Source organism: Actinokineospora sp. (assembly GCF_052390155.1).
Lineage (GTDB): Bacteria > Actinomycetota > Actinomycetes > Mycobacteriales > Pseudonocardiaceae > Actinokineospora.
Window position 1 is genome coordinate 25,169 of record NZ_JBQTHF010000047.1, and the last position, 24,021, is coordinate 49,189.

The 24,021-nt window shown below is 72.5% G+C and carries 22 protein-coding genes; 19 read left to right on the top strand and 3 right to left on the bottom strand.

Annotated elements, in window-relative coordinates; translation table 11 throughout:
- The first annotated feature begins 58 nt into the window (after positions 1–58).
- The 15 genes from ACT4N7_RS16625 (at position 59) to ACT4N7_RS16695 (ending at position 14,011) form a co-directional block, all read left to right on the top strand.
- On the top strand, positions 59–1,174 hold the full coding sequence (locus tag ACT4N7_RS16625) for an NDMA-dependent alcohol dehydrogenase (protein WP_444829644.1): 1,116 nt from the start codon (positions 59–61) through the stop codon (positions 1,172–1,174).
- A 150-nt stretch (positions 1,175–1,324) separates the two neighbouring features.
- Positions 1,325–1,426, top strand: coding sequence for a mycofactocin precursor MftA (gene mftA / locus ACT4N7_RS16630; protein ID WP_444829645.1), 102 nt, complete (start codon positions 1,325–1,327; stop codon positions 1,424–1,426).
- Between the two features lie 14 nt (positions 1,427–1,440).
- Entirely contained in the window at positions 1,441–1,722 is a 282-nt protein-coding gene (gene mftB, locus ACT4N7_RS16635; RefSeq protein WP_444829646.1) for a mycofactocin biosynthesis chaperone MftB, read from the top strand.
- A complete protein-coding gene (gene mftC / locus ACT4N7_RS16640) occupies positions 1,706–2,896 on the top strand; it encodes a mycofactocin radical SAM maturase (protein WP_444829647.1) in 1,191 nt (396 codons plus the stop codon). The genes mftB and mftC overlap by 17 nt, the downstream gene beginning before the upstream one ends.
- Positions 2,896–4,812, top strand: a complete 1,917-nt coding sequence (locus ACT4N7_RS16645; protein WP_444829648.1) for a mycofactocin system FadH/OYE family oxidoreductase 1 — start codon at positions 2,896–2,898, stop codon at positions 4,810–4,812. Before mftC ends, ACT4N7_RS16645 begins: the two co-directional genes overlap by 1 nt.
- Positions 4,809–6,761, top strand: a complete 1,953-nt coding sequence (locus ACT4N7_RS16650; protein ID WP_444829649.1) for a mycofactocin system FadH/OYE family oxidoreductase 2 — start codon at positions 4,809–4,811, stop codon at positions 6,759–6,761. The genes ACT4N7_RS16645 and ACT4N7_RS16650 overlap by 4 nt, the downstream gene beginning before the upstream one ends.
- 11 nt (positions 6,762–6,772) lie before the next feature.
- Complete coding sequence (locus ACT4N7_RS16655; RefSeq protein WP_444829650.1) at positions 6,773–7,708, top strand: mycofactocin-associated electron transfer flavoprotein alpha subunit; 936 nt, start codon at positions 6,773–6,775, stop codon at positions 7,706–7,708.
- A complete protein-coding gene (locus tag ACT4N7_RS16660; RefSeq protein ID WP_444829651.1) occupies positions 7,701–9,005 on the top strand; it encodes an FAD-dependent oxidoreductase in 1,305 nt (434 codons plus the stop codon). The genes ACT4N7_RS16655 and ACT4N7_RS16660 overlap by 8 nt, the downstream gene beginning before the upstream one ends.
- On the top strand, positions 9,002–9,298 hold the full coding sequence (locus tag ACT4N7_RS16665) for a ferredoxin family protein (RefSeq protein ID WP_444829652.1): 297 nt from the start codon (positions 9,002–9,004) through the stop codon (positions 9,296–9,298). The genes ACT4N7_RS16660 and ACT4N7_RS16665 overlap by 4 nt, the downstream gene beginning before the upstream one ends.
- A 4-nt stretch (positions 9,299–9,302) precedes the next feature.
- Positions 9,303–10,124, top strand: coding sequence for a mycofactocin-associated electron transfer flavoprotein beta subunit (locus tag ACT4N7_RS16670; protein ID WP_444829653.1), 822 nt, complete (start codon positions 9,303–9,305; stop codon positions 10,122–10,124).
- A complete protein-coding gene (mftE, locus tag ACT4N7_RS16675) occupies positions 10,121–10,816 on the top strand; it encodes a mycofactocin biosynthesis peptidyl-dipeptidase MftE (protein WP_444829654.1) in 696 nt (231 codons plus the stop codon). Before ACT4N7_RS16670 ends, mftE begins: the two co-directional genes overlap by 4 nt.
- The gene (locus tag ACT4N7_RS16680) at positions 10,813–11,604 is read left to right on the top strand and encodes a mycofactocin-coupled SDR family oxidoreductase (protein ID WP_444829655.1); all 792 of its coding nucleotides are present in this window, start codon (positions 10,813–10,815) and stop codon (positions 11,602–11,604) included. The genes mftE and ACT4N7_RS16680 overlap by 4 nt, the downstream gene beginning before the upstream one ends.
- On the top strand, positions 11,601–13,064 hold the full coding sequence (gene mftF, locus ACT4N7_RS16685) for a mycofactocin biosynthesis glycosyltransferase MftF (RefSeq protein ID WP_444829656.1): 1,464 nt from the start codon (positions 11,601–11,603) through the stop codon (positions 13,062–13,064). The genes ACT4N7_RS16680 and mftF overlap by 4 nt, the downstream gene beginning before the upstream one ends.
- Positions 13,065–13,146: 82 nt before the next feature.
- Positions 13,147–13,566 (top strand): organic hydroperoxide resistance protein, encoded by a 420-nt coding sequence (locus ACT4N7_RS16690; RefSeq protein WP_444829657.1) that lies wholly within the window; start codon positions 13,147–13,149, stop codon positions 13,564–13,566.
- Positions 13,567–13,579: 13 nt separating this feature from the next.
- Positions 13,580–14,011, top strand: a complete 432-nt coding sequence (locus tag ACT4N7_RS16695) for a MarR family winged helix-turn-helix transcriptional regulator (protein WP_444829658.1) — start codon at positions 13,580–13,582, stop codon at positions 14,009–14,011.
- On the opposite strand, the gene ACT4N7_RS16700 is transcribed toward ACT4N7_RS16695, so the two are convergent.
- Positions 14,008–14,184, bottom strand: coding sequence for a hypothetical protein (locus tag ACT4N7_RS16700; RefSeq protein WP_444829659.1), 177 nt, complete (start codon positions 14,182–14,184; stop codon positions 14,008–14,010). The genes ACT4N7_RS16695 and ACT4N7_RS16700 overlap by 4 nt on opposite strands.
- Positions 14,185–14,297: 113 nt before the next feature.
- On the opposite strand from ACT4N7_RS16700, the gene ACT4N7_RS16705 reads away from it, so the two are divergent.
- Entirely contained in the window at positions 14,298–15,065 is a 768-nt protein-coding gene (locus ACT4N7_RS16705; protein ID WP_444829660.1) for a VOC family protein, read from the top strand.
- Between the two features lie 63 nt (positions 15,066–15,128).
- Here ACT4N7_RS16705 and ACT4N7_RS16710 read toward each other — a convergent pair whose 3' ends face one another.
- Both ACT4N7_RS16710 and gltB read right to left on the bottom strand, forming a co-directional pair.
- Positions 15,129–16,595 (bottom strand): glutamate synthase subunit beta, encoded by a 1,467-nt coding sequence (locus tag ACT4N7_RS16710; protein ID WP_444829661.1) that lies wholly within the window; start codon positions 16,593–16,595, stop codon positions 15,129–15,131.
- Positions 16,588–21,105, bottom strand: a complete 4,518-nt coding sequence (gene gltB, locus ACT4N7_RS16715; RefSeq protein WP_444829662.1) for a glutamate synthase large subunit — start codon at positions 21,103–21,105, stop codon at positions 16,588–16,590. Before gltB ends, ACT4N7_RS16710 begins: the two co-directional genes overlap by 8 nt.
- Before the next feature lie 502 nt (positions 21,106–21,607).
- Between gltB and ACT4N7_RS16720 the strand changes: the two genes are divergently transcribed.
- The 3 genes from ACT4N7_RS16720 (at position 21,608) to ACT4N7_RS16730 (ending at position 24,021) form a co-directional block, all read left to right on the top strand.
- Complete coding sequence (locus tag ACT4N7_RS16720; protein ID WP_444829663.1) at positions 21,608–22,093, top strand: FxsA family protein; 486 nt, start codon at positions 21,608–21,610, stop codon at positions 22,091–22,093.
- A gap of 75 nt (positions 22,094–22,168) precedes the next feature.
- Positions 22,169–22,705, top strand: coding sequence for a superoxide dismutase (locus ACT4N7_RS16725; protein WP_444829664.1), 537 nt, complete (start codon positions 22,169–22,171; stop codon positions 22,703–22,705).
- Between the two features lie 80 nt (positions 22,706–22,785).
- Positions 22,786–24,021: a PucR family transcriptional regulator gene (locus ACT4N7_RS16730; protein ID WP_444829665.1), complete on the top strand. Its 1,236-nt coding sequence runs from the start codon at positions 22,786–22,788 to the stop codon at positions 24,019–24,021.

The window sequence follows — 24,021 nt, forward strand, 5'->3', positions numbered from 1 at the left end:
GCACGATGGGCTCCTCGACAGCTGTGCCCGTGCCGCGATCTGGCTAGGAGAGGACATCGTGAAGACCAAGGCAGCAGTGCTCTACGACGCCGGAAAGCCCTTCGAGATCATCGAACTGGATCTGGAGGGCCCACGCGCGGGCGAAGTCCTGATCCGCTACGCGGCGGCCGGGCTGTGCCACTCCGACCTGCACCTGACCGACGGCGACCTGGTGCCGAGGTTTCCGATCGTCGGCGGACACGAGGGCGCGGGCATCATCGAGGACGTCGGCCCCGGCGTCACCAAGGTCAAGCCCGGCGACCACGTGGTGTGCAGCTTCATCCCCAACTGCGGGTCGTGTCGCTACTGCTCCACCGGCAGGCAGGCGCTGTGCGACCTCGGCGCGACCATCCTGGAGGGCACCATGCCCGACGGGTCGACCCGGTTCTCCGCGAACGGCCAGGACTACGGCGCGATGTGCATGATCGGCACCTTCGCCCAGCGCGCCACCATCTCCCAGCACTCGGTGATCAAGGTGGACGACTGGCTGCCGCTGGACAAGGCGGTGCTGGTCGGCTGCGGCGTGCCCACCGGCTGGGGCACCGCGGTGTACGCGGGCGGCGTGATGGCCGGTGACACCGTTGTGGTGTACGGGATCGGCGGAATCGGCAGCAACGCCGTGCAGGGTGCCGCGCACGCGGGCGCCAAGCACGTCGTGGTGGTCGACCCGGTGGCGTTCAAGCGGGAGAGCGCGCTGAACCTCGGTGCCACGCACGCCTTCGCGACCGCCGCGGAGGCGCACGCCAAGGTCGACGAGCTGACGTGGGGCCAGCTCGCCGACCAGGCGTTGATCACGGTCGGCGTGGTGGACGAGGACGTGGTGACCTCGGCGTTCAACGTCGTCGGCAAGGGCGGCGTCGTGGTGGTGACCGGCCTGGCCAACCCGGAGAAGCTGACCGTGCACATCTCCGGCGGCGTGCTCACCCTGTTCGGCAAGACGATCAAGGGCACGCTGTTCGGCTCGGCGAACCCGCAGTACGACATCCCCCGGCTGCTGCGGCTCTACGACTCCGGCCACCTCAAGCTCGACGAGCTCGTCACCACCCAGTACACCCTCGACCAGGTCAACGAGGGCTACCAGGATCTGCGTGACGGCAAGAACATTCGCGGTGTGATCCTGCACGACGCGGACTGAGCAGGGCGGGTCGGCGGGTCGGGCGCGGGCGCAGGCCGGGTCCGACCTCCGACCTGTCCGACCGGGCAGGTGCGACGGCCCACATGTACGGCGATCCGCCCGGGCACCGCCGAGTTGACTTGGCGAGACGACCACAGGAGGGAGCACACCGTGCCCGAGGACACCGAGCGAATCGACGCCGACGACGCGGCCATGGTCGAGGAGTTGCTGGTCGAGGAGGTCTCCATCGACGGCATGTGCGGCGTCTACTGAGGACGGTGCGGGCGATGTTCGACGTGGACCTGGCATACCGGCTCAATCCCAAGGTGGCGCTGCGGCCGGAGCCGTTCGGCGCGCTGGCCTACCACTTCGGCAACCGCAGGTTGTCCTTCCTCAAGGCGCCCGAGCTGGTCACCCTGGTGCGCGCGCTCGGCGACCACGCCACGGTCGCCGACGCGCTCGCCACGGTGCCGCCCGCCCGCCGGGCAGGCTTCGCCAGGGCGCTGGCCACGCTCGCCGAGTCCGACATGATCGTTCCCAGGGAGCTGCCCGATGACCGCGCTGCTTGACCCGCGCTCCGCCCCCGTCCCGCCGCTGGTCGAGCAGTTCAAGGGCGGCCTCACCGCGCCCATCTGCCTGACCTGGGAATGGACCTATGCCTGCAATCTGGCCTGCACGCACTGTCTGTCCTCTTCGGGCAGACGCGACCCGCGCGAGCTGTCCACCGCCCGGATGCGCGAGCTGATCGACGAACTGCAGCGGATGCAGGTGTTCTACGTCAACGTCGGCGGCGGCGAACCGACGGTGCGGCCGGACTTCTGGGAACTGCTGGACTACGCCGTCGACCACCAGGTCGGCGTGAAGTTCTCCACCAACGGCGTCCGGCTCACCCGGGCGCGCGCCGAGCAGCTCGCCGGGTCGGACTACGTCGACGTGCAGATCTCCCTCGACGGCGCCACCCGCGAGGTCAACGACGCCGTTCGCGGCGCGGGTTCCTACGACCTCGCCTTGCTGGCCATGGAGAATCTGGCCGCGGCGGGCTTGCACGGGTTCAAGATCTCGGTCGTGATGACCCGGCACAACGTGCCGCAGCTCGACGCGTTCAAGGCCATCGCCGACCGCTACGACGCGCAGCTCAGGATCACCCGGCTGCGGCCGTCCGGGCGCGGGGCGGACGTCTGGGACGATCTGCACCCCACCCAGGACCAGCAGCGCGAGCTGTACCGGTGGCTGGTCGCGGGCGGCGAGAACGTGCTCACCGGCGACTCGTTCTTCCACCTCAACGCGCTCGGCTCGGATCCGCTGCCCGGGCTCAACCTGTGCGGCGCTGGGCGCGTGGTGTGCCTGATCGACCCGGTCGGCGACGTCTACGCCTGCCCGTTCGCCATCCACGACGCCTTCCTCGCAGGCAACGTTCTCGACGCCGGATTCGGGGCTGTGTGGCGGGATTCGCCGCTGTTCGCGACGCTGCGGGGGCCGCAGAGCGGCGGCACGTGCGCGAAGTGTCCGGCGTACGACACCTGCCAGGGCGGGTGTATGGCCGCCAAGTTCTTCACCGGGCTGCCGCTCGACGGGCCGGACCCGGAGTGCGTCAAGGGGTACGGCACCACCGCTCTGTCCACAATAGACTCCTCCGTGCTACCGAAGCCGACGCGGGACCATTCCCGGGTGTCGCTGGGCATGCCGCTGCCGCGCAGGCCGGACCGCGCGTGCGATGCCAGCCCCCTGGCCGGGCAGATCTGATGCTGACCGACCCGGTGGCGCTCGGCGCGGCTCGGGCGCCGAGCCGGGTGCTGTTCGGGCCGCACGAGACCAATCTCGGCCGCGGGCGGGCGATCTCGGATCGCCACGTCGCCTACTACGCCCGTCGCGCGGCGGGTGGCGCGGGCGTGCTGGTCACCGAGATCGCGTCGGTGCACGAGTCCGACTGGCCCTACGAGCGGGCGCCGTTCGCGGCGGACTGCGGGCCGGGGTGGGCGGCGGTCGCGGCGGCGTGTCGGGAGTACGGAACCGTTGTGGTGGCGGGACTGGGGCATGCCGGGATGCAGGGCGCGTCGGCGTTCTCCCAACTTGCGGTCTGGGCACCCTCGCCGGTGCCGGACGCGGGCACCCGCGAGATGCCGATGGAGCTGGCCGAGGGCGAGATCGACGAGGTGGTCGACGGCTTCGGCGGCGCGGCCGCACTCGCCGCGCGCTGCGGGCTGCACGGCGTCGAGGTGAACGCGGGCCAGCACTCGCTGCTGCGTCAGTTCCACTCAGGACTGACCAACCTGCGCGCCGACGCCTACGGCGAAGACCGGCTGCGGCTGACCGAGCGGGTGCTTCGCCGGGTGCGCGAGGAGATCGGCGACGGCGTGCTGGGACTTCGGCTGTCCTGCGACGAACTCGCGCCGTGGGCCGGGGTCACCCCGGAGGCCGCCGCCGAGCAGGTGACCAGGTTGGCGCCGCTGGTCGACTACCTGGTGGTGGTGCGCGGCTCGATCTTCTCGGTGCCCGCCACCCGGCCCGACCTGCACACCGATCCCGGCTTCGGCATCGAGCTGTGCCGGGCGATGCGGGCGGCCGCCGGGGGAGTTCCGGTGGTGCTGCAGGGTTCCGTGGTCGATCCGGGGCAGGCGCAGTGGGCGTTGGACGACGGCGTGGCCGACCTGGTGGAGATGACCCGCGCGCAGATCGCCGACGCCCGCCTGGTCGAACTGGTGCGGGCGGGCCGCGCCGCCGAGGTGCGCCCGTGCGTGCTGTGCAACCAGGCATGTCAGGTGCGGGACAACCGCAACCCCATCGTGTCGTGCGTGCTCGATCCGCGCAGTGGTCACGAGATCGCCGAACCGGACATCGGCCCTTCCGGCGCAGGCGGGCGGGTGCTGGTGGTCGGCGGGGGACCGGCGGGGCTGGAGGCCGCGCGGGTGCTCGCGACCCGCGGGTACGAGGTGGAACTGGCTGAGCGCGCCGATCGGCTCGGCGGCCTGCTGCGGGTGGCCCGACTGGTGCACGGGCGGGACCGCTGGGGCGAGGCACTGGACTGGTGGGCCCGCGAACTCGATCGTCTCGGTGTGACAGTCCACTTGGGACGTATGGTCACCGAGACGGAAGCCTTCCCCGGCAGGGTGATCCTGGCCACCGGATCGGTGCCCGGCCCGCGGGACTACCAGGTGGCGCCCGGCGGCGTCGTGGTCGACGTGGTGGACCTGCTGACCGGGATGGCTCGGGGCGAGCACCCCGACGGCCCGGTGGCGGTGTTCGACCCGGTCGGCGGGCCGATCGGGGTGGGCGTGGCCGAGTTGCTCGCCGCATCCGGTGTGCACACCTCGATCATCACCCAGGACTCCATCGCGGGCGCCCAGCTCTCGATGACCGGCGACCTCGCCGATGCCAACGGCAGGCTCCAGCGCGCGGGCGTCCGCCGGGAGTTGCGCAGCGTGCTGCGCGAGGTGGGGCCGGGCCGGGTGCTGCTGGAGCACTGCTGGACCGGCGAGACGCGCGAGGTCGACTGCGCCACGATAGTCCACTGTGGACATCGGATTCCCGAGGCCGGACCGGGAATCGACGGCATTCGGATCGGGGACGCCGTCGCCCCGCGGACCGTGCTCGAAGCGGTGCTGGACGCGCGCCGGGCCGCGCTCGCGCTGATCGGGTCCGGGCTGGTGGGCGTGCGATGAGCTACCGCTACCTGTTCTCTCCCTTGCGGATCGGCCCGATCGTGGTCCGCAACCGGGTGGTGTTCTCCGCGCACCTGACCAACTACGCCGAGGACGGGCTTCCCAGCGCGCAGCACGCGGCGTACTACGCCGAGCGCGCGGCGGGCGGGGTCGGCCTGATCATCACCGAGGAACACTCGACGCACCCCACGGACTGGCCCTACGAGAAGCTGATCCACGGCTTCCACCGCGCGGTGATCCCGGGCTACCGGCGCATCACCGCGGCGGTGCACCGGCACGGCACGCCGATTCTCGCGCAGCTCAACCACAACGGCGGCCAGGCGTCCTCGATGTACTCCCGGCTGCCGGTGTGGGCGCCGTCCCCGGTGCCGGACCCGATGTTCCGCGAGGTGCCGCACGCGGTCGACGCGCGCGAGATCGCCGAGATCATCGCGGGCTACGGCACGGTCGCCGGGCACTGCGCCGAAGGCGGGTTCGACGGCGTGGAACTGCAATGCTCGCATTCCTCGATCGTGCGCGGATTCCTCTCACCCGCCACCAACAGGCGGACCGACGGCTACGGCGGCTCGCTGGCCAACCGCGCCCGGATCCTGCTGGAGATCGTCGCCGCGGTGCGCGAGGCGATCGGGCCGGGCCGCGCATTGGGGGTGCGGCTCTGCGGCGACGAGCTGATCGAGGGCGGCACCACCATCGACGAGGCCGTCGAGGTGGCGCGGCTGGTCGAGGCGTCCGGCCAGGTCGACTACATCAACACTTCGATCGGCGTGGCCACCGCGACGCTCTACATGATCGAGGCGTCCATGGCCGTGCCGCCGGGCTACGCACTGTTCATCTCCAACGCCATCCGCCGCGCGGTGTCCATCCCGGTGGTCGGCGTCGGCCGGATCAAGGACCCCGTGCAGGCCGAGCGGGCGCTGGCCGAGGGACACTGCGACCTGGTCGGCGTGGTGCGCGGCCAGATCGCCGACGCCGACTTCGTCGCGAAAGCCCGCGCGGGCAAGGCATCCGACATCCGCACGTGCCTGTCGTGCAACCAGGAGTGCGTCGGCCGGATGGGCCTCAACCGCTGGCTGGGCTGCATCGAGAACCCGCGCACCGGCCGCGAGGTGATCACCATCGCCCCGCCCCGGGTGCGCGGTCGGCGCGTGCTCGTGGTCGGCGGCGGACCCGCCGGCCTGCAAGCCGCGGCTACCGCGGCCCGACGCGGCCACCGGGTGACGTTGTTCGAGCGCGCGCCGCGCACGGGCGGCCAGGTGGCCACCGCGGCGAGCGTGCCCGGTCGAGCGGAATTCCTTGACGTGGTGCGCAATCTGCGCGCCGAGTGCGACCGGAACGGGGTCGAGATCCGCACCGGCAGTGTGGCCACTGTGGACAGTCTGCGGGCGCAGCGGCCGGACGCGGTCGTGCTGGCGACCGGCGCCCGGCCGGAGCCGCCGCACTGGGCGGGCGGACATCCCCGGGTGGTCGACGTGCGCGATGTGCTGGAGGGGCGGGCGGACCCGGCCGGCGACGTGGTCGTGGTCGACGACCTCGGTTTCCACCAGGCGACCAGCGTGGCCGAACTGCTCGCCGACCGCGGCGCGCGGGTGGAGATCGTCACGGCGGGCATGGTGGTCGGCCAGGATCTCGGCGTCACCCTGGATCTGGAGAACTTCACCCGCCGCGCGCACAGCAAGGGCATCCGGCAGGCCACCGACCTGGTGGTCATGGCGGCCGCCGACGCCGACGGCGGCCTCGCGCTCACCCTGCTGCACCACCCGACTGGCGAGTCGGCCGAACGCCGCTGCGACTGGGTGGTGTGCGCGACCCACCAGCGGCCGGAGGACGAACTCTGGCGCGCCCTGCGCGGCGAGCGGGCTTTCGAGGTCCACCGCGCGGGCGACTGCGTGGCCCCCCGGCGCGCGCACGCGGCCGTGGTCGAAGGACACCGTGCGGCGGTGGCACTGTGACACTGCCCACTATGGCCGCACTGTCTGATGTGGACACACTGGCGATCGCCGTGGTACGGGACGGAGAACCGCCTGCCGGCGCGGCCGAAGCCGTCGCGGAGGCGGGCGGGGCCGTGCTGCTGGTCGGCAGCGGGACGATGCGGGCGGTGGCGCACGTGCCCGCTCGACGGGTGTGGTGTGCCGAGACGGACACCGTGGCGCCCGGCGCGCTGGCCGCGGCGCTGGCCCCGCTGCTGGGCGGCATTCCGTTGGTGCTGCTGCCCTCTTCCGCCGATGGCCGCGACCTCGCCCCCCGGCTGGCCGACCTGCTCGACCGGCCGCTGCTGGCGCACGCCGTGCGCTGCTCGGACGGCACCGCCGAACTGACCCGGTACCACTCCCGGCTCGGCGTCACGGTCGCGCTCGACGGTCCCGTCGTGGCCACCCTCGATCCCGGCGCGGGCGCCGACCCGGTGGCCGGGCCCCCGGAGGTCGAGGAGATCGCACTCGTCGTGCCGGAAGCCGGCGCCGATGCCGAACTGCTCGCCGTCGAGCCGCCCGATCCGTCCACTATGGACCTGGCGGAGGCGGGCCGGATCATCGGCGGCGGCGCCGGGTTGGTGCCCGCCGACGCGGACGGGCAGGCGGCGATGCGGCTGCTGACCGAGGTGGCCGCCGCGCTCGGCGCGTCCGCGGGGGCGACCAGGGTGGTCACCGACGCGGGCTGGATGGACCACGCGCGCCAGATCGGCACCACGGGCGTGGTGACCGCGCCCGATCTCTACGTGGCGTTCGGGGTGTCGGGCGCGACACAGCACACCGGTGGGCTCGGCCACCCGAGGCATGTGGTGAGTGTCAACACCGACCAGTCCTGCCCGATGACCGCCATGGCCGACCTGGGGCTGGTGGCCGACGCGCCCGCGGTGCTCGCGGAAGTGGCCGTGCGACTGGGAGTTCGCGATGACTGACCGACTGGACGCGGTCGTGGTCGGCGCGGGGCCTGCCGGGTCCGCGGCGGCGCTGGAGTTGGCCCGCGCGGGCCGCGGCGTGGTGCTGCTGGAGCGCGGCCCGTTCCCCGGCTCGAAGAACGTCTACGGCGGCGTGGTCTACGGCAGAGTGCTCGACGAGATTTGTCCACAGTGGTGGGACGAGGTGCCGGTGCAGCGCTGGGTGACCCGGCGCAGCACGATGATCCTGACGCCGACGCAGTCGCTGTCGGTCGACTTCCGCACTCAGGCGTGGGCGGGCCCGCCCTACAACGGGATGACCACCTACCGGGCCGATTTCGACGCCTGGCTGGCTCAGCGCGCGGTCGACGCCGGCGCCCGACTGGTGACGTCTACGGTGGCCACCGGCCTGCTGCGCGACGCCGCGGGCCGGGTCGCGGGCGTGCGCACCGACCGGCCCGACGGCGACCTGCCCGCCGCGCTGGTGATCGCCTGCGACGGCGCGAACTCCTTCCTGGCCAAGGAAGCCGGTCTGCTGCCTGCCGCCGACGCCGCCCACCACACGCTCGGCGTCAAGGAGACCCTGGCGCTGCCGCGCGCGGTGATCGAGGAGCGGTTCGGCCTGGTCGGCGACGAGGGCGTCGACATCGAGATGCTCGGCTGCACCGGGGACATCGCGGGCGGCGGCTTCCTCTACACCAACCGGGATTCGATCAGCATCGGCGTGGTGCTGTCGCTGACCGATCTCGCGGTCGCGCGCAGGCGCCCGGAGGACATCGTCGCGGAACTCAAGGCGCACCCGTCGATCGCGCCGTATCTGCGCGGGGCCGAGTTGAAGGAGTACTCGGCGCACCTGATCCCCGAGGGCGGCTACCAGACGATGCCCGACTTGGCCGCGGACGGCCTGCTGATCGCGGGTGACGCGGCGGCGATGTGCCTGGCAGCCGGGATCTGGCTGGAGGGCGTCAACTTCGCGATCGGCTCCGGCCTGGCCGCGGGCCGAGTCGCCGCCGAGGCCGTCGCGACGGGTGACGTGAGCGCGGCCGGGCTGGCCGGATACCGCAAGCGGTTGACGGAGAATTTCGTGCTGGCGGACCACAAGCGGCTGCGCGGCGCGCCGGGACTCGTGCTGTCGGACCGGGTCCAGCGCCAGTACCCGGGGCTGATCTGCGACTTCGTCGAGGGCGTGTTCACCGTGCGCAACCCGGAACCCAAGCCGGGACTGGGAAAGCTGTTCCGGGCGACCGCCCGGAAGCGTGGCGTCAAGCTGCGCCAGTTGGCCCGCGACGGCCTGGCCGGATTGCGGGTGTTCGGATGACCGAAGACTATCCCGAGGTGTCGTTCGAGGACCGCATGTCCACTGTGGAGTTCCGGGTGGCCGAACGGGCGCACATCACCGTCGACTCGGATGTCTGCCGATCGTGCACCACCAAGGCGTGTGTGCACGCCTGCCCGGCCGACCTGTTCGTGCCGACCACGGACGGCGGCATCCTGTTCAACTACGAACAGTGCTTCGAGTGCGGGACCTGTTACCTGGTGTGCGATTCGGCGGGCGCGATCACCTGGACCTACCCGGACGGCGGCAGCGGCGTCGTGTTCAGGAACGGGTGAGGCCGTGCTCGTCGCCGCCCTGCTGACCTGGACGTGCCTGCGTCCCGAGGTCGACCCGCTCACCGGAGCCGTCCGCGCCGACGAGCGCGACCACGGCCCGACCGCGGGCGACCTCGCCGCCCTCGAACACGCCCTTCGCCTTGCCGCCCACTGGGATGGCGAGGTGCTGGCGGTGGTCGCGGGCCCGCCCGCCGCCGACGCCGCGCTGCGCGACGCCCTGGCCTGCGGCGCCACCCGCGTCCTGCGCGTGACGGCCCCGACGCCCGCTCCGCTCGATGACGGCAGCGCCCTCGCCCGCGCGCTCGCCGACGCGCTCGGCCCCGTCGACCTGGTGCTGACCGGCGACGCGTCCCCCACCCCGGCGTTCCTCGCCGCCCGACTCGGCGCGGCGCAAGCCCTCGGCGTGGTGGCACTGGCGGCCGACGACCGCGGACTCACCGTCCACCGCAGACTGGACGGCGGCAGGCGGGAGGTGCTGCGCGTCGGCACCCCGGCCGTCGTCTCGGTCGAGGCGGCCGGGGTCCGACTGCGCCGCGCACCCCTGCGGCCGACCGTCGACGCCGCGGCCGCGGCTATCCCGGTCGCGCCAGGACCTGTTGCGGCACCAGGGTTTCGTGTGCTGTCCAGCCATCCGTTCCGCCCACGCCCGCGCGTCCTGCCCGCCCCACCCGGCGACCGGCCAGGCCAACGCGTGCTGGACCTGACCGGCGCCCTGGTCGAGCGCACCCCGCCGACCGTCCTCGGCCCGCTCGACCCGCCCGCCGCCGCCGACGAACTGCTGGGCTTCCTGCGCAAACACGGTTACCTGGCGGACGGAACGTCATGAACCTGGGCGCCGCGACCTGGACCGACCTCGACGGCCGCCGCCCGATCGTGTTGCTGCCGCTGGGTTCCTGCGAGCAGCACGGCCCGCACCTGCCGGTGGACACCGACGCCGCCATCGCCACCGCGGTCGCCACCCGCGCCGCCGCCCTGCTCGACCTCGACGTGCTGGTGGCGCCCACGCTGTCCTACGGTGCGAGCGGCGAGCACGAGGACTTCCCCGGCACTGTCTCCATAGGACACGAGGCGCTTGGCCTGCTGCTGCTGGAGTTGGCTCGTTCGGCGGCCCGCTGGTGCGGCAGGCTCGTCGTGGTCAACGGGCACGGCGGCAATCTGCCCGCCCTGGTCACCACGGTCGCCCGGCTCCGCACGGAAGGCCACGCCGCGGCATGGTGGAGCCCGGTGATTCCCGGTGGCGACGCCCACGCGGGGCGGACCGAGACCGCGCTCATGCTGGCAATCCGCGGTTCGTCGGTACGCCGTGAGCAGGCGATCGCGGGCGCGGTGGAACCGTTGGCAGAGCTGATGTCCCGCCTGCGCACGCACGGCGTCCGCGCGGTCAGCCCGACCGGCGTGCTCGGCGACCCGGCGGACGCCTCGGCGGCGGAGGGCTTGGCGCTGTGGGCCGACCTGGCGGCCGACCTGGCGGGCGCGGTCAGCGCGTGGCAGGTGGGGGCACAGGGGAGACTCCGATGATGACGAGCGCGCCGACGAGTCCGGTGGCGGTGGTGACGGGCGCGGCACGGGGGATCGGGGCGGCCACGGTGCGCAGCTTGGTCGCGGCGGGCTGGTCGGTGGTCGCGGTCGACTCGTGTGCCGACGATCCGGCGGTGCCGTATCCGCTCGCCACCCGCGCGGAGTTGGAAACCCTTGCCGGGCCGCGGGTTCGCACCGCGGTCGCCGATGTGCGCGACGCTGCCGCGCTGGCCGCGGCGGTGGACCTCGCGCGCACGGAGTTCGGCGGGCTGGACGCGGCGGTCGGCTGCGCGGCCGTCATCCTGGGCGGCGAACCCGTGTGGGAGATCCCGGCCGCGAGTTGGCGCACACTGTTCGATGTGGACGTCGGCGGCATCCTCGCCCTGGCCCGCGCGGCCGTGCCCGCGCTGCTCGCCCGGCCCGCTCCCCGGCGCGGCCGGTTCGTCGCGGTCGCCTCGGCCGCGGCCCACCACGGGCTCTACCACCTCGGCGGGTACACCGCCGCCAAGCACGCGGTCCTCGGTCTGGTCCGCGGCCTCGCGGCCGACCTGCGCGGCACCGGGGTGACCGCGGTCGCCGTGTCGCCGGGCGCCACGGACACCGCGATGCTCGCCGCGACCGCGCGGATCTACGGGCTGCCCGACGCCGCGGAGTTGGTGGCGCATCAACTGTCGGGGCGGGCTCTGGACCCGGACGAGGTCGCCGCGGTGATCGCGTGGGCGTGTTCGCCGGACTCGGCCGCCGTCTCCGGGTCCGTGCTGCATGCGGACGGCGGGTTCACCGGATGAGCGTCGACCGTCGGACCGCCGTCGCCCTGTCCGCGGGTGCCCGGCAGCGGGACGGGGCCAATCCGAGTGCCGTTCCGCCGCCGACCCGCACCCGGTTGCCGGAAGGGTTCCGAGTTCGGATCGCCGCCGACGCGCGCACGTCGAGCAACGGCAGGCTGGTGCTCGGCGGTTCGCCCGCGCGGCTGTTCCGGTTCAGCCCCAGGGCTGCCGCGCTCATGGCCGCGGGCGAGGTCACCGTGCGCTGCGCGGCGAGCCGGGCCCTCGCCCGCGTGCTGGTCGACGCGGGCATCGCGCACCCGCGGCCCGGACCACTGCCCGCCGGGGCGACCATCGTCATCCCAGCCCACAGTAGACAGTCCCAAGTGGACCGATTGCTCGCCGCCCTGCGCGCTGATCCCGAGACCGCGGCGATCCAGGTCGTGGTCGTCGACGACGCCTCGCCGGTGCCCTTGACCGCTCTCGGCGCCACAGTCGTGCGGCACGAACGCAACCGCGGCCCGGCCGCCGCGCGCAACACCGGGCTTGCCTGTGCCGGTACGGAGTTCGTGGTGTTCTGCGACTCCGACGTGGTGCCGTGTCCCGGCTGGCTGGCACCGCTGCTCGCCCAGTTCGCCGACCCCGCGGTGGCGCTCGCCGCGCCGCGGATCGTGTCGCTGGCAACGGGTTCCGGCGTGCTCTCGCGCTACGAGCGGGTCCGATCGCCGCTGGATCTGGGGCCGCGCGAGGCGCCGATCGTGCCGATGTCGCCGGTGGCCTACGTGCCCGGCGCGGCGCTCGTCGTCCGCCGGGCCGCGGTCGGCGCCGGGTTCGCCGCCGACCTGCGGGTGGCCGAGGACGTGGACCTGTGTCTGCGGCTGCACGAGGCGGGCTGGCGGCTGCGCTACGTGCCGACCGCGCGGGTCGCGCACGATCACCGCACCACCCTGGCGGATTGGGTTCGCCAGCGGGTGCGGTACGGCTCGGGTGCGGCTGTGCTGGCCCAACGCCATCCCGGTTCGGTGGCGCCACTGCACCTGGCGCCGTGGGCCGTGGCGGCCTGTCTGTCGCTAGTGGACAGACGAGTGCTGCCCGCCGCGGTGCTCACCGCCGTCGCCGCGGGCAGACTCGCGCGCCGGATGCCCGACGCCGACACGCCGGTCCGGGCCGGTGTCCGGCTGGCCGTCGCCGCCGTGCGGGGCACCGCAGAACAACTCGGCAACGCCGCCACCCGGCACCACTGGCCGATCGCCGTGCCGCTGGCCCTGGTCGACCGGCGGGCGCGGTGGGTGCTCGCGGCGGCCGTCGTGGTCGGGGGAGTGCGCGACCACCGCAAGTCCGGGTCCACGCTGCCGCTGCCCGCGCACATTGGCGTCCGGGTGCTCGACGACCTCGCCTACGGCGCGGGTCTCTGGCTCGGCGCGATCCGGGCTCGCACCGCCGCGCCGCTGCTGCCGCGCGTCTCGTGGCGACGGGCAAAGTAAATAGCGCCACATCGAATTGCGCACAATCAAATCACCCGCTACCTTCATGGCACCTGACCCCGACCAATCCAGGAGGCACCCAGTGCAGGCTCTGTACGAGGCTGAGGCGAAGGCGACCGGCGACGGCCGCGGCGGACATGTGCGCTCCTCCGACGGCGTGCTCGACGCGGGCCTCGCCGTCCCGAAGGGCCTCGGCGGCCCCGGCGGCGACGCCACCAACCCCGAGCAGCTCTTCGCCGCGGGCTACGCGGCCTGCTTCCACGGGGCGCTGCAGCTTGTCGCGCGCAACGAGAAGGCCAAGATCCCGGGCTCCGAGGTCTCCGCCAAGGTCGGCATCGGCGCCACCGAGGGCGGCGGGTACGGCCTGGCCGTCACCCTGACTGTCTCCGTGCCCGACAGCGACCGCGCGGTTGTCGAGGACTTGGTCAACAAGGCCCACCAGGTGTGCCCGTACTCCGTGGCCACCCGTGGGAACATCGACGTCGAACTGGTCGTCGCCTGAGAAAGGGTGGGATATGGCGGAGCGTGACCCGCTGGCGCTGGAGCAGCAGCTCTGCTTCGCGCTGTACTCGGCGTCGCGCGCGCTGACCAGCCGCTACCGGCCGCTGCTCGAAGCGCTCGGGCTCACCTACCCGCAGTACCTGGTGATGCTCGCGCTCTTCGAGCACGGCCCGCTCTCGGTCAAGGATCTCGGCGCGGCGCTGCGGCTCGACTCGGGCACGCTGTCCCCGCTGCTCAAGCGGATGGCAGCGAGCGGGCTGCTGCGCCGCACCCGCGACACCGCCGACGAGCGCAGCGTAGTGATCGACTTGACCCCGCGCGGCGAGGCGCTGCGGACCGACATCCGCGAAGTGCCGCGGGCCGTGTTCCGCGGCCTGGGCAGCCCTGCCGAGGACATCGTCGACCTGCACAGCAGGCTCACGGTGTTGCTCACCCGGATGGACTAGCCGTATCCGCCGCCGCCCCACTCCGTGGCGTCGAAGGCGAGGTTCGGGTAGTCGGGGGCGGGGTCGGTCTCCTTCAGCTCCACCAGGTCCGCGGGCAGGACGCGCGGCGGCAGCTCGCCGAAGCGAACGAACCGCAGAAACGCGAACTCCTCGTCGGTGAACCGCTCAGCCACGCCGACCTCCAGTGTCTCGCTCCCGATTCTCCCCGCGCGCGGCGTCCGCGACAAGGAATTGTCGGTGCCCGGGGTTAGGTTCGCCACCGCGACAACTCCAGCGGAGGCACACCATGACTCACCTGACCGAGAACCAGCCCACCGGCACCCCCACCTGGATCGACCTCGGCATCCCCGACCTCGACCGTGCGATGACCTTCTACCACGCGGTCTTCGGCTGGGAGTTCGACGTCGGCTCGGCCGACCTGGGGCACTACACGATGTGCCTGCTCGACGGTCGGTCGGTCGCGGCGATCATGCCGAACCCCGACCCCGACGCCACCGACTTCTGGTGGAACGTCTACCTCGCCACCGCCGACTGCGACGCCACCGCCGAGCGGGTCACCCGGGCGGGCGGCACCGTGCTCAATCCCCCCTCGGACGTGCTGGACCAGGGCCGGATGGCCATCGCGACCGACCCGACCGGCGCCCAGTTCGGTCTGTGGCAGGGCGCCAAGCACTTCGGCTGCGCCGTGGTCAACGAGCCGAACTCGTTGCTGCGCAACGACTTGGTCACGCCCGACGCGGCTCTTGCCCGCCCGTTCTACGCCGCGGTCTTCGACTTCACCCTCGACGGCAACGACGACCTGCCCGGCATCGACTTCACCTTCCTGCGCAGGCCAGACGGCTACGAGATCGGCGGCATCATGGGCGACCCGGCGGCGAAGCGGTCCCGCTGGGACACCCTGTTCGAGGTCGCCGACGCCGACGCCGCGGTGGCCCGCGTCACGGCGGCGGGTGGCACGGCGGGTACCCCGTTCGACATGGTCTACGGCCGGATGGCGCAGGTCACCGACCCGTTCGGAACCGAGTTCTCCGTCGGTTCCCGACCAGTCGCCTGACGGTGCCGGGACACTTGGCACGGCCCGGCGGCGCCATTGCCGACGGGCCGTGGGCCGGTGGTCTCAGACCAGCGGCCGTTCGGTGGGGTCGATCGGCCGCGGCAGCACGGCCCGGCCGGTCAGGTAGGCGTCGACGCCCGCGGCGGCTGAGCGGCCCTCGGCGATGGCCCACACGATGAGCGACTGGCCCCGGCCCATGTCGCCCGCGGTGAACACGCCCGGCACGGAAGTCTGGAAGTCGGTGCCGCGGGCGACGTTGCCGCGATCGTCGAGGTCCACGCCGAGGTCGTCGAGCAGCGGGCCGCGCTCCGGGCCGACGAAGCCCATCGCCAGGGTCACCAGGTCGGCCGGGATCTCCCGCGCCGAGCCCTCGACCGGCACGAACCGGCCGCCCTCGGCGGCCACCTCGGCCAACCGCAGCGCGCGCACGGTGCCGTCGTCGTCGCCGAGGAACTCGGTGGTGGACACCGAGTACACCCGGTCGCCGCCCTCCTCGTGGGCCGAGGACACCCGGTAGAGCATCGGGTAGGTCGGCCACGGGTTGACGTCCGCGCGGGCCAGCGGCGGCCGGGGCATGATCTCCAACTGGGTCACCGACGCCGCGCCCTGCCGGTGTGCCGTGCCCACGCAGTCGGCGCCGGTGTCGCCGCCGCCGATCACCACGACGTGCTTGCCCTCGGCGCTGATGGGGGACTGGTCGAGCTGACCGGCCGCCACCTTGTTCGCAGGCGGCAGGTACTCCATCGCCTGGTGGATTCCGCGCAGCTCCCGGCCCGGGATCGGCAGCTCGCGCCACGCCGTGGCACCGCCCGCGAGCACCACCGCGTCGTAGTCCGCGTGCAACCGGGCCACCGTGACGTCCACACCGACGTCCACGTTCACCCGGAACTCCGTGCCCTCGGCCCGCATCTGCGCGAGCCGTCTGTCCAATCGGGACTTCTCCATCTTGAACTCGGGGATGCCGTAGCGCAGCAGCCCGCCGACGGCGTCCGCCCGCTCCAGCACCACCACGTCGTGACCCGCACGGGTGAGCTGCTGCGCGGCGGCCAGCCCGGCAGGGCCGGAACCGACCACCGCCACCTTCTTCCCGGTCCGTGCGGTCGGGACCCGCGGAGTCACCCAGCCCTCGTCCCAGGCCCGGTCGATGATCGAGACCTCGACCCGCTTGATGGTCACCGCGTCGCTGTTGATGCCGAGCACGCACGCCGCCTCGCACGGCGCGGGGCACAGCGTCCCGGTGAACTCCGGGAAGTTGTTCGTCGCGTGCAGCCGCTCGCTCGCCTCCCGCCAGTCGTCCCGCCACACCAGGGTGTTCCACTCCGGGATGAGATTGCCGAGTGGACAGCCCTGGTGGCAGAACGGAATCCCGCAGTCCATACAGCGCCCCGCTTGGTGCGGCAGACGCTCCCTGCCGAACTCGGCCGTGCTCGATTCCTCGTAGACCTCGCGCCAGTCCTTGATCCGCAGAAACACCGGCCTGGTCGCGGGCGTCTCGCGCGGGGTGGTCAGAAAGCCCTTGGGGTCAGCCATGTGCGGCCTCCATGATCGCCTCGTCGATGTCGCGGCCGTCGCGCTCGGCGGCCGCACGCGCGGCCAGCACGCGCTTGTAGTCCTTCGGCATCACCTTGGTGAACCGGCCGACCTGACCGTCCCAATCGGACAGCAGGGCCCGCGCCGCCGCCGAGTCGGTCTCGGCCTGGTGGCGGGCCACGACCGCGCGCAAGAAGTCCGGGTCGTCACCATCGAGCGGATCGAGGTCGACCATCTCCAGATTCACCCGGTCCCGCGCCAGGTCGAGCACGTAGGCGATACCGCCGGACATGCCCGCGGCGAAGTTGCGCCCGGTCTGGCCGAGCACCACGACCGTGCCGCCGGTCATGTACTCGCAGCCGTGGTCGCCAACGCCCTCGGCGACCGCCACCGCGCCGGAGTTGCGCACGCAGAACCGCTCGCCCACCTTGCCGCGCAGGAACAGCTCGCCCCCGGTGGCGCCGTAGCCGATCACGTTGCCCGCGATCACGTGCTGCTCGGCCGCGAACTGCGCGCCCGGGTGCGGGCGGACGACGATCCGCCCGCCGGACAGGCCCTTGCCGACGTAGTCGTTGCCGTCGCCGATCAGCCGCAGCGTGATCCCGCGCGGCAGGAACGCGCCGAACGACTGGCCTGCGGTGCCGGTGAAGGTGACGTCGATGGTGTCGTCCGGCAGGCCCTCGCCGCCCCAGCGCCTGGTCAGCTCCGAGCCGAGCATGGTGCCCACGGTCCGGTTGACGTTGCGTACCGGCAGCTCCAGGCGCACCTTGTCCCCGGAGCTCAGCGCGCCCTCGGCGAGCTGGATCAGCGTGTTGTCCAGCGCCCGCTCCAGGCCGTGATCCTGCGCCGTGGTGCGGTGTCGGGCCGCGCGCGGCTCCAGCGGCGGCACGTGGAAGATCGGCGACAGGTCCAGGTCGGCGGCCTTCCAGTGGTCGACCGCCGCGCGGGTGTCGAGCAGCTCGGCGTGCCCGACGGCCTCCTCGACCGAGCGGAAACCCAGTGCCGCCAGGTATTCCCGCACTTCCTCGGCGATGAACTCGAAGAAGTTCACCACGTACTCGGCCTTGCCGTCGAACCTGGCGCGCAGCACCGGGTTCTGCGTGGCCACGCCCACTGGGCAGGTGTCCAGGTGGCACACCCGCATCATCACGCAGCCGGACACCACCAGCGGCGCGGTGGCGAAGCCGAACTCCTCCGCGCCCAGCAGTGCGGCCACCATGACGTCGCGGCCGGTCTTGAGCTGCCCGTCGGTCTGCACCACGATCCGGTCGCGCAGCCGGTTGGCCAGCAGCGTCTGCTGGGTCTCGGCCAGGCCCAGCTCCCACGGCCCGCCCGCGTGCTTGATCGAGGACAGCGGCGACGCGCCGGTGCCGCCGTCGTGCCCGGAGATCAGCACCACGTCGGCGTGCGCCTTGGACACCCCCGCCGCGACCGTGCCGACGCCCACCTCGGACACCAGCTTCACGTGGATGCGGGCGGCCGGGTTGGCGTTCTTCAGGTCGTGGATGAGCTGCGCGAGGTCCTCGATCGAGTAGATGTCGTGGTGCGGCGGCGGCGAGATCAGTCCGACGCCGGGGGTGGAGTGTCGGGTCTTGGCGATCCACGGGTACACCTTCGGCCCCGGGAGTTGCCCGCCCTCGCCGGGTTTGGCGCCCTGCGCCATCTTGATCTGGATGTCGTCGGCGTTCACCAGGTACTCGCTGGTCACGCCGAACCGGCCACTCGCGACCTGCTTGACCGCCGAGCGCCGCGCCGGGTCGTAGAGCCGATCGGCGTCCTCGCCGCCCTCGCCCGTGTTGGACTTCGCGCCCAGCCGGTTCATCGCGATCGCCAGCGTCTCGTGCATCTCCTGGGAGATCGAGCCGTAGGAGATCGCGCCCGTGCCGAACCGCTTGACGATCGCGGAGACCGGCTCGACCTCGTCGATCGGTACCGGCGGCCGCGCGCCCTCCCGGAACGCGAACAGCCCGCGCAGCGTCTTGAGCGAGCGCGACTGGTCGTCGACGGCGCGGGTGTACTCCTTGAAGACGTCGTACTTCCCGGCCCTGGTGGAATGCTGCAGCTTGAACACCGTCGTCGGGTTGAACAGGTGCGGTTCGCCCTCGCGGCGCCACTGGTAGTCCCCGCCGGTGGTCAGCTCGCGGTGGCTCGCGCGCACCCCGTCGGCCGGGAACGCCTGCCGGTGCCGCTGGGCCACCTCTTCGGCCAGCACGTCGAAGCCCACGCCGCCCAGCGGCGCGCTGGTGCCGGTGAAGCAGGCGTCGACCACCTCGGCGCCAAGGCCGAGCGACTCGAAGACCTGCGCCCCGGTGTAGGAGGCCACAGTGGACACTCCCATCTTGGACATCGTCTTGCGCACGCCCTTGCCCAGCGCCTTGATCAGGTTGCGGGTGGCGTGCTTGCCGTCGACGCCCGCGATGAGCCCGCGGTCGGCCAGGTCCTCGACCGTGGCCATCGCCAGGTACGGGTTGACCGCGGCGGCGCCGTAGCCGATGAGCAGCGCGACGTGGTGCACCTCGCGGGCGTCGCCGGACTCCACGATCAGGCTGACCTGGGTGCGGGTCTTGCATCGCACCAGGTGCTGGTGCACCGCGCCGACCAGCAGCAGCGACGGGATCGGCGCCAGGTGCTCGGTCACGCCGCGGTCGGAGAGCACCACGATCCGGGCGCCGTGCTTGATCGCCCAGGACACCTCGGTACGGATCTCGGCCAACTGCTCGCGCAGCGCGTCGCCGCCGCCGCGGATGTCGAACCGGCCGTGGATGGTCACCGACTGGAACTCGGGCAGATCGCCGTCATCGTTGACGTGCACGATCTTCGCCAGCTCATCGTTGTCCAGCACCGGGAACGGCAGGGTGATCCGCCTGCACGAGTCGGCGCCCGCGGCCAGCAGGTTCGGCTCCGCGCCGAGTTGCGCGCCCAGCGAGGTGACCAGTTCCTCGCGGATCGCGTCCAGCGGCGGGTTGGTCACCTGGGCGAAGAGCTGGCTGAAGTAGTCGAACACCGGCCGCTGGCCGGTCGACAGCGGCGCCAGCGGCGCGTCGTTGCCCATCGACCCGATCGGCTCCGCACCGGTGCGGGCCATCGGCTCAAGCAGGACCGCCAGCTCCTCCTCGGTGTAGCCGAACGCCTGCTGCCTGGCTACCAGTGACGCGTGCGTGGGCACCTCGCGCTCGCGCTCGGGCAGCGTCTCCAGCGGGATGAGCCCGGCGGCCACCCAGTCCGCGTACGGGTGCGCGGCGGCGAGGCCGCCCTTGATCTCCTCGTCGTCCACGATCCGGCCCGCGGCGGTGTCGACCAGGAACATCCTGCCCGGCTCCAACCGTCCCTTTCGGACGATGGTGGTCGGGTCGATGTCGAGCACGCCGACCTCGCTGGCGAGCACCACCAGGCCGTCCTCGGTGACCCAGTAGCGGGCCGGGCGCAGGCCGTTGCGGTCGAGCACGGCGCCGATCTGGGTGCCGTCGGTGAACGCCACCAGCGCCGGGCCGTCCCACGGCTCCATCAGCGTCGAGTGGAACTCGTAGAAGGCGCGCCGCGCGGTGTCCATCCCGGTGTGGTTCTCCCACGCCTCCGGGATCATCATCAGCACCGCGTGCGGCAGCGACCGCCCGCCAAGGTGCAGCAGCTCCAGCACTTCGTCGAAGGACGCGGAGTCACTCGCGCCGCGGGTGATCACCGGGAAGATTCGCTTGAGGTCGCCGGGGATCAGGTCGCTGGCGAGCGTCGACTCGCGCGCGTCCATCCAGTTCCGGTTGCCCCGCAAGGTGTTGATCTCGCCGTTGTGCGCGACGTAGCGGTACGGGTGGGCCAGCGGCCACGACGGGAAGGTGTTGGTGGAGAAGCGGGAGTGCACCAGGGCGACCGAGCTGGTGACCCGCTCGTCGGACAGGTCGGCGAAGAACAGCTCGACCTGCGGCTCGGTCAACATTCCTTTGTAGACGATCGTGCGCGCGGACAGGCTGGCGAAGTAGACGTCCGCGGCCCGCTCGACGCGCTTGCGCACGCAGAACGCCAGCCGCTCCAGGGCCAGACCCGACACACCGTCCGCCGCGGCGAGGAAGAGTTGGCTGAAGTGCGGCATGACCGACGCCGCGGTGGCGCCCGTGTGCTCGACGTGCACCGGCAGGTCGCGCCAGCCCAGCACGACCGCGCCTTCCTCGGCGGCGATCCGCTCGACGACCTCGACCACCTCGGCGCGCTCCCCGGCGGCGACCGGCAGAAAGGCGGTGCCGACCGCGAAGGCGCCTGCCGCGGGCAGCGGGAACGCCACGACGTCGCGGTAGAACGCGTCCGGGACCTGGATCAGGATGCCCGCGCCGTCGCCGGTGTCCGACTCGGCACCGCGGGCGCCCCGGTGCTCCAGATTGCGCAGGGCGACGAGCGCTTTGGCAACGATGCCGTGGTCTCGGCGGCCGGTGAGGTCGGCCACGAAGGCCACCCCGCAGGCGTCGTGCTCGTACTGCTCGTCGTAGAGACCACCCTGGCGGTGGTTGTGGCGGGTCGTCACGGTTGGTGGCCCTCCCATGGTCGGGACCCCGACGCCGGGTGTCGCGGAGCGGACCGGAAGGCCAGGAGGGCACCTTCACCGTCGACTCCGCCCGGTGTCGCGTCCGTCGGTTCCGGCGACGCGGAGAATGCCCGGGCGTGGGCGGTTGAGCGCACCTCATCGTGCGAAAAGATCGTGCGAAAGATCGTGCGGAGCGGCAGCGCACCTCATCGTGCGGCCGGGGCGGACAAGGGCGGATTCCGGTACGGAACCGCCTGTACCCGCGCTGGTCACCCCCGAGGTCATCCGGGGGTTCTCATGACAATAGTGTGAACTCGGCGTTATCGGGATACGCCGATCGGCGCTCGTGGTGAAGACCACGTGGTCTTGACGGCGCCGCTGTCCGGGTGATTCTAGCCGTGACCAGCGCGAACAGGGTTTCGGGAGCGTTTCGGGCGGTTCGTGCGTTGGAAAAGGTATCCACCGGATCTCAGCGAACCGGATACCAGCGAGGAGTGCCGTCGTGCCGGTCCTGCTAGTGCTGCTGCTGGCCGTCGCCGCCGAGATCACCGTCATGGTGACGGTCGGGAACCTCGTCGGCGTGCTGCCCACCATCCTGCTGCTCATCGCCGCCACCGTCCTCGGCGCCGCCCTGCTGCGCCGCGAGGGCACCCGCGCCTTCGCCGCGCTCCAGCAGGCCGTCTTCGCCCGCCGCGCGCCCGAGAAGGAACTGGTCGACGGCATGCTCATCGCCGCCGCGGGCATCCTGGTGGTCCTGCCCGGCTTCCTCAGCGACCTGTTGGCCATCGCGCTGCTGCTGCCGCCGACGCGAGCCGTCGTGCGCCGCCGGATCATCCGTCGCGCGGAGCGGGCCCTCGCCGACGGCAGGCACCGGCCGATCGTCGTGGACTCCTTCGTCGTGGAGTCCGACCCGCCCCCGCACCGCGACCGACCGGCCATCGTCATCCCGGAAAGCCGCATCCCGGAAAGCCGCGGCGACTCGGAGTGACGGTGGATCACACCATCGGGTGACTCTCGCGCCCGGCGGCGCGGTGCCCGGGGTCCGGCTTGCCAGGATCGCGGCATGCGTTCCCTGGTCACCCTCGCCGCGGCCCTCGTGCTCGCGGCCACCCTCACCGTCCCCGCCGCTGCCTCCGGTTCCGGCGCGTTCGAGCCCTACCGCCCTGGCGCGGCCGCGGTCACCTATGCCCCGGACCTGGTCCCGGTCGGCGCCCGCGCCACCGTCGTGCCCATCGCGGGCGGACGGCGCACGGTGGTGATCCTGCTGGTGCGCGGCCTGCTGCCGCACCGGCACTACGGCGCGCACGTGCACACCAGGCCGTGCGGACCCGCCCCGGCCGACGCGGGCCCGCACTTCCAGCACGTCGCCGACCCCGTGGTGCCGTCGGTGGACCCCGCGTACGCCAACCCGCGCAACGAGGTGTGGCTCGACTTCGGCACCGACGCACGCGGCGCCGCGGTCGCCGTCGCCCAGGTGCCGTGGCGATTCGGCGGCCGCCCGGCCGGTTCGCTGGTGATCCACGCCGAGCACACGCACACCGCGCCGGGCGAGGCGGGCACCGCGGGTTCGCGGCTGGCCTGCCTGACGGTGTCCTTCTGACCTACAGTTGCCTTAGCAACGACCCGTCGCCGTTCGGCCCGGTTGCTCGTTGAACAGGGCGACTCGACGAGGAGACCGCCATGACGCTCGCCTTCGACCGCAAGTACGACCACCGGGTCGCCGCGCTGGTCGCGGAGGTCGTGCGGGGTCTGGACCAGCTCATCGACGTCACGTACAACAAGATCCTCGACGAGATGTCGATGTACGAGGCGGGCAGCCTGGTGCCGCACGCCCGACTGCGCGACTCGGTGGCCGCGAACCTGCGCTCGATGCTCGCCGCGCTGTCGGGCCCCGGCCTGTCCGACCTCGAACCGCCCCGCCAGACCGGCCGCGAGCGCGCGTTGCAGGGTGCGCCGCTGCCGGAGGTGCTGCGCGCGTACCGGATCGGGTTCACCGAGGTGTGGAACCGGCTGGTCGAGCTGGCGGTGCGCCAGGACCGCGAGGTGCTCACCTCGGTGATCTCCGCCGCGACCACGATCTGGTACCTGTTCGATGAGTACACCGAGGCGCTGACCAGCGGATACCGGGAGACCAGCGCGGAATTGACGCTGGCCCAGCAGAACCAGCGCTCCGTGCTCGTGGAGGCGCTGTTCGCGGGCCGCACGGGCGGCACCCTGTGGGACATCGCGCGGCTGCTCGACCTGCCGCTGGACGGCACGTTCGTGGTCGTCGCCGCCGAGACGCCCGGGTTGGGGCAGGAGCCGCTGCCGCAGATCGAGGCGCGGCTGCGCTCGGACAACCACGCCTCGGCCTGGCGGCTCACCCCCGACCTGCAGTTGGGCGTGGTGTCGCTGCGCGAGCCGGGCGCGGTCGGGCTCGTGCTCAAGACCCTCGGCGCGCACGTGTCGGCCCGGGTCGGCGTGAGCCCGATGTTCACCGGCCTGGGCAACACGGCCCGCGCCCTGCACTTCGCCCGGGTGGCGCTGTCCAGCCTGCCGATGGGCACGGCGGAGGCGGTCCAGTTCGACCACTCGCCGCTGGCCGGGCTGGTCGCGGGCTCACCGGAGGCGTCCGCGCAACTCGCCCACCAGGTGCTGCGCCCGCTGCTCGACCTGTCCGCCGACGAACGGGACGTGTTGCTGTCCACGCTGCGGGTCTGGTTCGACAACCACGGCTCCACCCGGCTCACCGCGGAGCGGATGTACTGCCACGCCAACACGATCCGACACCGGCTGCGTCGGGTGAGCGAGGAACTGGGCCGCTCGCTCAGCGACCCGGCCGACATCGCCGAGATCGGCACCGCGCTGCGCGCCCTGCTGATGTTCCCCGACACCGCCCACCTCCCGCCGCCGCGCCACCCCCTCAGCCGCCCCTGA